The organism is Neptuniibacter sp. (genome assembly GCF_024231755.1).
Taxonomy (GTDB): domain Bacteria; phylum Pseudomonadota; class Gammaproteobacteria; order Pseudomonadales; family Balneatricaceae; genus Neptuniibacter.
In genome coordinates this window covers 1-7,495 of record NZ_JAAEQH010000046.1, presented here as the reverse complement: position 1 = coordinate 7,495, position 7,495 = coordinate 1, and the positions used below count along the sequence as shown (strand labels likewise).

The 7,495-nt window shown below is 46.1% G+C and carries 9 protein-coding genes; 8 read left to right on the top strand and 1 reads right to left on the bottom strand.

Going from position 1 to position 7,495, the window contains the following annotated elements; translation table 11 throughout:
* Positions 1–143 precede the first annotated feature (143 nt).
* The 7 genes from GY843_RS01735 (at position 144) to GY843_RS01705 (ending at position 5,347) form a co-directional block, all read left to right on the top strand.
* Positions 144–467 carry a hypothetical protein gene (locus tag GY843_RS01735; RefSeq protein ID WP_297305997.1) on the top strand — a complete coding sequence of 108 codons (324 nt, stop codon included), beginning with the start codon at positions 144–146 and terminating at the stop codon, positions 465–467.
* A 159-nt stretch (positions 468–626) separates the two neighbouring features.
* Complete coding sequence (locus GY843_RS01730) at positions 627–1,913, top strand: L,D-transpeptidase family protein (RefSeq protein WP_297305996.1); 1,287 nt, start codon at positions 627–629, stop codon at positions 1,911–1,913.
* Positions 1,914–1,985: 72 nt separating this feature from the next.
* Positions 1,986–2,543 carry a DUF882 domain-containing protein gene (locus tag GY843_RS01725; protein ID WP_297305995.1) on the top strand — a complete coding sequence of 186 codons (558 nt, stop codon included), beginning with the start codon at positions 1,986–1,988 and terminating at the stop codon, positions 2,541–2,543.
* Positions 2,544–2,780: 237 nt separating this feature from the next.
* Positions 2,781–3,506, top strand: a complete 726-nt coding sequence (gene trmJ / locus GY843_RS01720; protein WP_297305994.1) for a tRNA (cytosine(32)/uridine(32)-2'-O)-methyltransferase TrmJ — start codon at positions 2,781–2,783, stop codon at positions 3,504–3,506.
* Positions 3,507–3,548: 42 nt separating this feature from the next.
* The gene (locus GY843_RS01715; RefSeq protein WP_297305993.1) at positions 3,549–3,797 is read left to right on the top strand and encodes a hypothetical protein; all 249 of its coding nucleotides are present in this window, start codon (positions 3,549–3,551) and stop codon (positions 3,795–3,797) included.
* The gene (locus GY843_RS01710) at positions 3,797–4,954 is read left to right on the top strand and encodes a cupin domain-containing protein (RefSeq protein WP_297305992.1); all 1,158 of its coding nucleotides are present in this window, start codon (positions 3,797–3,799) and stop codon (positions 4,952–4,954) included. The genes GY843_RS01715 and GY843_RS01710 overlap by 1 nt, the downstream gene beginning before the upstream one ends.
* A gap of 9 nt (positions 4,955–4,963) precedes the next feature.
* The gene (locus GY843_RS01705) at positions 4,964–5,347 is read left to right on the top strand and encodes a hypothetical protein (RefSeq protein ID WP_297305991.1); all 384 of its coding nucleotides are present in this window, start codon (positions 4,964–4,966) and stop codon (positions 5,345–5,347) included.
* Positions 5,348–5,385: 38 nt separating this feature from the next.
* Here the strand turns inward: GY843_RS01705 and GY843_RS01700 are convergent, their stop codons facing one another.
* Positions 5,386–6,318, bottom strand: coding sequence for a LysR family transcriptional regulator (locus GY843_RS01700; RefSeq protein WP_297305990.1), 933 nt, complete (start codon positions 6,316–6,318; stop codon positions 5,386–5,388).
* A 179-nt stretch (positions 6,319–6,497) separates the two neighbouring features.
* Here GY843_RS01700 and GY843_RS01695 point away from each other — a divergent pair.
* On the top strand, positions 6,498–7,495 hold a 998-nt coding region (locus GY843_RS01695), incomplete at its 3' end, for an isocitrate lyase (RefSeq protein WP_297305989.1).

The window sequence follows — 7,495 nt, the reverse complement described above, 5'->3', positions numbered from 1 at the left end:
TTAGATGATAAACAGGCTTTTCCAGAATATAATACGCCGAGTTTGACTCCACCTGATACTCGACAGCGTCAACAGCGAAGTGATCTGATCATCGATCCGACCCCTTTTCTGCCCAGCTTACGGGTCCACCGATACAGAAACCGATGACAGAAGAAAAAGATAACAAATTAGCACACCATACTGCTGTGGCTGTTGGCCTTATAGGTTTGGGTTTGTGGCTTTACATAGGTCGTTACTCAGGATTCCTTGATTGGATCATTCTGCAGGTCCCTGAGAAATACGCTGGTTCAGCCCTGATGATTGGCATCATGGTTATCATGGTCCCAGGCCTGTTTATTTGGACATTATATAACCGCTGGATCGAAAAGCGCCTGAGCGTAAAAGGGATCTATTACGAAGATGAGTACTACAAAGATCAGGACAAATTAAAAGAGAAGTCCAAAGCTGAAAAACAGGCCAAGAAATAATCTGACTAAAGATAGTAACCCTCTGGGGGAAACAGTACTGCTGCACTCCCCCTTCACCCTTCTTGAAAAACCTTCACCTTCCTTTCTTGATAAAAACCGTACTTGGATCTGTACTTAGGAGACCCTCAGCATTTTCTGATGTCAGGGAGGTCAGCACAGATGCATGCTTCTACAGTAATAACTCTCGTATCAGCCCTGTTTTTATACAGCACTCACAACTATGCCGTAGAGAGTTCATCAAAATCTGAATTCCCCCTGATTGTAGACTCAGAAAGTTTAACTCAGGCGATAACACCACCCAGCACTCTAGATAAACCCAGTGTTCCAGTTAACTCACCTTCTGATCAGATCAGCCAACTTCATCAGCTTCGTATGAAGTATGAGCATATTTCTAACACTATAAGCTGGCCAAAATTGAGCCGCGGACCTCTATTGAGTTTCGGTGATAACCATCCTCAGATACCGAAACTACGTGAGATGTTGGTTCAGCTAGGAGACCTTGATCAAGCAAATTGTGATGATCATACTCAGCTTTTCGACATAGAACTGCATGAAGCGCTACTCCGTTTTCAGGAACGCCATGGCGGTAAAGCCGATGGTATTCTCGGGCCTGCAACACGTCGCCAACTTAATGTCAGTCCTAGACAACGGGCAGATCAGATCCTTCTCAACATCCATCGCTTACAAGCATTTCAGCCCGAACAGGAAAGATATATTCAGGTAAACATCCCTGATTATCGCCTACACCTGTTCGAGAACGGAGAGAAACTGCTATCGATGAAAACGATCGTCGGCAAACGTAAAAGAAAAACCCCTGTGTTTGATACCGAGATTGATCGGGTTGTAGTTAACCCTTCTTGGCATGTACCTAAAAGCATCGCTTATAAAGACATCCTGCCGGTATTTGCAGAGGACCCGGATTATCTGAAGAAAATAAACCTTAAAGTTGTAACTGGCTGGGGCGAGCAAAAAAAATTCATGACCGATGAAGAGATCGATTTGGAAAAAATGTACAAAGGTAAGGTGTACCAACGATTATGGGAGCCCCCTAGCGACAAGAATACGCTAGGTAAGGTTAAGTTTCTCACCTCCAGCCACTACTCTGTTTACTTACACGACACTTCTGCCAAACGTTTATTCGACGAATCCAAAAGGGCTTTTAGCTCTGGGTGCATTCGTCTTGAACAACCCCGCAAGTTAGCAGATGCACTATTAAAAATGGGTAAAGATTGGGAACAGGAAGAGGTTTCACCTCTCTTTTCAGATCAGGAAACGGTACATATCAAGTTAGATAAGCCAGTGAAGCTGTATGTAACTTATTGGACCAGTTGGGTGGATAAAAACGGTCAAGTTCACTTTAGAGACGACCTGTACCGCCGCGACCGTTATGAACTGAGCCAATTAAAACAGCAATCTTCACAAGAATTATTCACCAGCTCAAACTGATCAAAACATATACAACAAACAATGACTCCGGCATAATAATCTGCTGAATTTTTGTACAAGAAGTTATTGTTAATGAAAGATCGAACGACCCAGTCAAGAAGAGATTTCTTGAAAGCTTTAGGCGGTGTTACCGCGTTGACTGCATTACCTTCCACTGCGCTTGCCAAATTCCAGACGAATCAGGATCACTCCCTCTCCCTCGTAAATCTTCATACTGGCGAGGCACTTAACAGCACATTCTACAGTGACGGAATCTATCAGGCAGATAGTTTACAGGCGCTAAATCACGTCTTGCGCGACCACCGCAATAATAAGGTCCACAATATGGACCAGCAGCTCTTGATGCTTTTACATGACTTGCAGCAGACCTTCGGTGAACACAAGCCCATCCATATTATTTCAGCTTACCGTTCCCCTGAGTCAAATGAACTGTTACGCCAAAAAAGTAACAAGGTAGCAAAGCGTAGCTATCACATGCTGGGGCAAGCCGTTGATATTCGTATCCCCGGAGTTGATATTAAAGATCTGCACAAAGCCTCTCTAGCAATGCGCTCAGGCGGTGTAGGTCTATATACCCGCAGTAATTTTGTTCATTTGGATGTGGGCCGTGTACGTAACTGGGGCAAATAAGCCGCCCCAGTTATTGCATGACTCCAGATACCCTCTTCCGTCACTCCAGCGTAGGCTGGAGTCTATACGCACTAAATTGGATTCCTGCCTACGCAGGAATGACAGTAAGAAAGTTAACGTTACCTAACCTTGCGAGTAAGAAACCAATAAAACCCTCCCCTAATCCTTAAGTGACCTTCTACATTGTCATCACCCTCTCTATAATGTGCGCAGTTTTTATCTCGGACATAGAATTAAATGCTAGAGAATATCCGCGTTGTACTGATCAACACCTTTCACCCTGGAAATATTGGCGCTGCTGCCCGTGCAATGAAAAATATGGGCCTGAGCAATCTTTATCTGGTTGAACCTGAAGTCTTCCCAAGTGAAGAAGCCGATTCCCGCGCTGCTGGCGCAAAAGATCTGCTTGAAAATGCTAAAGTTGTTAGTTCACTTGAAGAAGCTATTGCTGACTGCCAGTTGGTCATAGGTACCAGTGCACGGACTAAACGAACCTTTGATTTACCCCTGCTAGATGCGCGCAAGGGTGCAGAGCAGATTGTTTCAGAAGCACATAATGGTCAGATAGCTCTTGTATTTGGGCGTGAGACCATGGGTCTACATAACCATGAACTACAACAGTGTAATATTCATGTTTATATTCCAGCGAACCCGGAATATCCCGTATTGAACGTTTCTCAAGCAATTCAGTTACTCTGCTATGAAGTCTATATGGCAGCTGAAAACAAAAGCTACAAAGAGACAGAGGAAGAGTATCCACGCCATAAAGAGATGACGCTTTTCTACGAACATCTAGAAAAGGTTCTACGCCTTACCAACTTCATCATCCCACAGCATGAAGGAAAGGTAGTGGATAAATTGCACCGTTTCTTCAACCGCTCCCGGCCTGAACGTACAGAGCTAAACATGCTCAGAGGCATTCTGACCTCCGTTGAAGAAACCGTTGAGAAATTAAATAAATAAACAGGGACATAAGATCCCTGATCATTACGACAAGGCGAAAAAATGGAAGAGAATCTACAGGTCCTGCTGAAGCAGGCAGATCAGTTACGCGACGGTATCCAGCAGATGCACAACCAGTCCAAACAGATGGGTTATAACTCTGTTGGTATTCGCGAGTGCGCAGAAACACTGCAAAAATGCATTAAAAAAGTAGGTAATAACAAGATTGCAGCACTGGCCGCACGCGATAAGCGTAAAGTGTATGCAGAGATGGAAGAAGCCATCGAACAGCTACTGGAGTTTATCGACTAGTGAGTAACTCCCCATTTGGTGACATCAGCGTAAAGCAGTTCCTAGAGGAATACTGGCAAAAGAAACCCCTACTGGTTCGCAATGCCTTTCCTGACTTCGAACCACCTGTCAGCCCCGATGAACTGGCAGGGCTAGCGTTGGAAGAAGATGTTGAATCCCGTCTTATTATCCAATCACCAGATGGAAAAGATTGGCAGCTTAAGCATGGCCCTCTCTCAGAAGAGAGCTTTTCTGAGCTGCCTGATAGCCACTGGACTCTTCTTGTCCAGGCAGTTGATCACTGGGTTCCAGAAGCCAGTGAGTTAGTTGAACAGTTCCGTTTTGCCCCCAACTGGCGTTTAGATGATCTGATGATCAGTTACGCCACTGATGGCGGAGGTGTAGGCCCGCACTACGATAACTACGACGTTTTCCTGATTCAGGCCTCTGGTACTCGTCGTTGGGAATTTGGCGGCATCTACGGGGAAGATTCTCCACGCAGAGATGATGTCCCTGTTATGATCCTACCTGAATGGGAGGCTGAACAGAGTTTTGACCTGCAACCAGGCGATATGCTCTATCTACCTCCACGTGTTGGTCACAATGGTTACGCTGTAGGTGATGACTGTATGACCTACTCTGTAGGTTTTAGAGCGCCTTCGCATCAGGAGATCTGGGAAAGTTTTAGTAACTATCTTGATAATATTACTTGTGCAGAGGACCGATATTCTGATCCGGACCTACAGCAGCAAGCCAACCCTGGTGAAATAACAGCATCAGCCATTCAACGTGTGCAAAATATTCTGCATGAGTATATTGATAGTCCTGAGTTACTAAGCCATTGGTTTGGTCAGTTTATGACTGATCCTAAATATCCTGATCTAGCCGGTGAACAAAGCTCAGAACTGAGTGATGATGAGATCCGCAGCTTAATAGAGCAAGGGGCTCCTTTATGTCGTACTGAAGGCTCTCGTTTTGCTTTTTACCGCCAGGATGGGCATTTTATTCTTTTCGCCGATGGCAAAGGATGTGCATGCAGTCCCGAGCAAACAGAGTTAGCCGAGCAACTATGTGCAGATTTATACCACTCGGATATAAAAGTCACAGAAGATAATATCGTGCTGATTAAGGCTTTACTGCTACAAGGCTCTGTATATTTTCTTGATGCAGATTTATAAGCGCTAATTATGGAAAAAGAAAACGCGGCCGATCAGGATACGATCCAGGGTCAAGATACGACTCAGGCCACAACTCAGGAAATGACGCTGGAATCAAAGCCGACACTGGAATCTGAGATCAATGCAGCCCGGATCAACGCACTTGAGTTGAAACTGGAGACACTATCCATCATCACAGAATCGCTGTGGAATGTTCTCAAGCAAAACGGGCTGGATAAATCGATAGACCTCAAGTCTGAAATGGCAGTAGTCATCAATGCGCGAACAGACAGAAATGCCGCTACTGTTACTTGTACTGCTTGCGGCTCAGAGGAACTAATTATCTCTGGAATCTGCTCTAAATGTGCTGAGCCACTGCAGTACAAAGGCGAAATCTCGCCTTTCGATTATTAAATCCGCAACATAGCCATATTATTGCCCAACAAGCACTCCTAACTCAGGGATGCCACTTCACCTATAACTCTACGAATCCACTGATGCGCGGCGTTATGTTGCAACAGTGGGCTCCACGCCATTTTCAGCTCGAACTCAGGAATGTCGAACGGTGGCTTTTTCATCATCAGACGTGGGTTCTTAGATAAGGCTGCCGCTTTGGTAGGGATCGTCGCCACCAAATCTTTTTGTTCAGCCAGCATTGCTGCCGACTGGTAGTGGCGGGTAAATACAGTTATACGGCGCGTAGCGCCAATCTTATTCAGTGCGCCATCAACCCAGCCAAGACGTTTAGTATCTTTTGGGGTGATGCCCATCCCCGCTCCCATTCCGGTCTTACTTACCCAGACATGTTTAGCCCGAAGATAGGTCTGCAGATCGAAGTTATTGGAAAGCGGGTTATCTACGGCAAACAGACAGGAGAAAGAGTCCTGCCACAGTGTTTTCTGGTGGAAAGACTGTGGCATCTCATCAAAACGGTTGATTACCAGATCAACCAAGCCCTGCTCTACTTCAAGAAAACTCATATCACTGGGCGTCAGAATATCCAGTACCACATGAGGAGCTTCCTTGCGTAATCGGCTTAGTAATCTCGGTAGCAGAGTCGCTTCACCATAATCACTGGTCATAATACGGAATACACGATCACTAGACTTCGCATCAAACTCAGTTGTTGGTTCAATCACCTGCTCTACCGATGCCAGGATCTGTCTCAACAACGGCTGCAGGCCTTGCGCACGCTCCGTAGGTACCATTCCATCACTGGTCCTAACAAGAAGAGGATCACCAAATGTTTCACGCAACCGCCGCAAACCATTACTCATCGCTGGCTGTGTAATACCAAGCAGACTGGCGGATCGAGTCACATTTCGCTCCCGCAGCAATACATCAAGGTATACCAAAAGGTTTAAGTCGATTTTGTCGAGGTTCATAGCAAAGCCGCATAGGTACTGAGGTTACAGAATAGTACCACATCAACATTCACAGAATAAATAGCGTAAATAAGGGCCATTTATTTCAATTATGGAAAAAGCACTACTAGAATCGACTGCGAAACTTTTAAGAGTTAGCCGAATTCTGGCTAGCGAAAAAAAAATGGAAGGAATAGACCATGTCTACACTGAACCAAGACATCGAAAGCATTGCAGGCCTGAAAGCTGAAGCTGGTAGCCCTTGGGATGCAATCAACCCAGAATCTGCTGCTCGCATGCGTGCACAGAACAAATTCAAAACTGGCCTGGATATCGCTAAATACACTGCTGGTATCATGCGCCGCGACATGGCTGAGTTCGACAAAGACAAAACTAAGTACACTCAGTCTCTGGGTTGCTGGCACGGTTTTGTAGGTCAGCAGAAACTGATCTCTATCAAGAAGCACTTCGGTTCTACTGAACGTCGTTACCTGTACCTGTCTGGTTGGATGGTTGCTGCTCTGCGTTCTGACTTCGGTCCTCTGCCAGACCAGTCTATGCACGAGAAAACTTCTGTAGCTGGCCTGGTTGGTGAACTGTACACGTTCCTGCGTCAGGCTGACGCTCGTGAACTGGGTGGCCTGTTCCGTGAACTGGACAAAGCTCGTGAAGCTGGCGATGCAGCTAAAGAAGCTGAAATCCAGGATCAGATCGATAACCACGAAACTCACGTAGTGCCAATCGTTGCTGATATCGATGCTGGTTTCGGTAACGCTGAAGCGACTTACCTGATGGCTAAGCAGATGATCGAAGCTGGCGCATGCTGCCTGCAGATCGAAAACCAGGTTGCTGACGAGAAGCAGTGTGGTCACCAGGACGGTAAAGTAACTGTTCCTCACGCTGACTTCCACGCTAAACTGCGCGCTCTGCGTTACGCTTTCCTTGAGCTGGGTGTTGATGACGGTGTTATCGTTGCACGTACTGACTCTGAAGGTGCTGGCCTGACTAAAGAAATCGCTGTAGTTAAAGAGCCAGGCGACCAGGGTGATGTATACAACTCTTACCTAGACGTTGAAGAAGTTGCTCCAGAAGACACTGCTGAAGGCGATGTACTGATCAGCCGTGACGGCAAACTGGTTCGTCCTAAGCGTCTGCCATCTGGTCTGTACCAGTTCCGTGCAGGTACTGGCCATGAGCG

What these genes read in the sequence shown, in the direction of transcription:
- GY843_RS01730 (WP_297305996.1), top strand. Translation starts at nt 627, where the DNA reads ATGCATGCTTCTACAGTAATAACTCTCGTATCAGCCCTGTTTTTATAC.
- GY843_RS01705 (WP_297305991.1), top strand. Translation starts at nt 4,964, where the DNA reads ATGGAAAAAGAAAACGCGGCCGATCAGGATACGATCCAGGGTCAAGAT.
- GY843_RS01700 (WP_297305990.1), bottom strand. Translation starts at nt 6,318, where the DNA reads ATGAACCTCGACAAAATCGACTTAAACCTTTTGGTATACCTTGATGTA.
- trmJ (WP_297305994.1), top strand. Translation starts at nt 2,781, where the DNA reads ATGCTAGAGAATATCCGCGTTGTACTGATCAACACCTTTCACCCTGGA.
- GY843_RS01725 (WP_297305995.1), top strand. Translation starts at nt 1,986, where the DNA reads ATGAAAGATCGAACGACCCAGTCAAGAAGAGATTTCTTGAAAGCTTTA.
- GY843_RS01715 (WP_297305993.1), top strand. Translation starts at nt 3,549, where the DNA reads ATGGAAGAGAATCTACAGGTCCTGCTGAAGCAGGCAGATCAGTTACGC.
- GY843_RS01735 (WP_297305997.1), top strand. Translation starts at nt 144, where the DNA reads ATGACAGAAGAAAAAGATAACAAATTAGCACACCATACTGCTGTGGCT.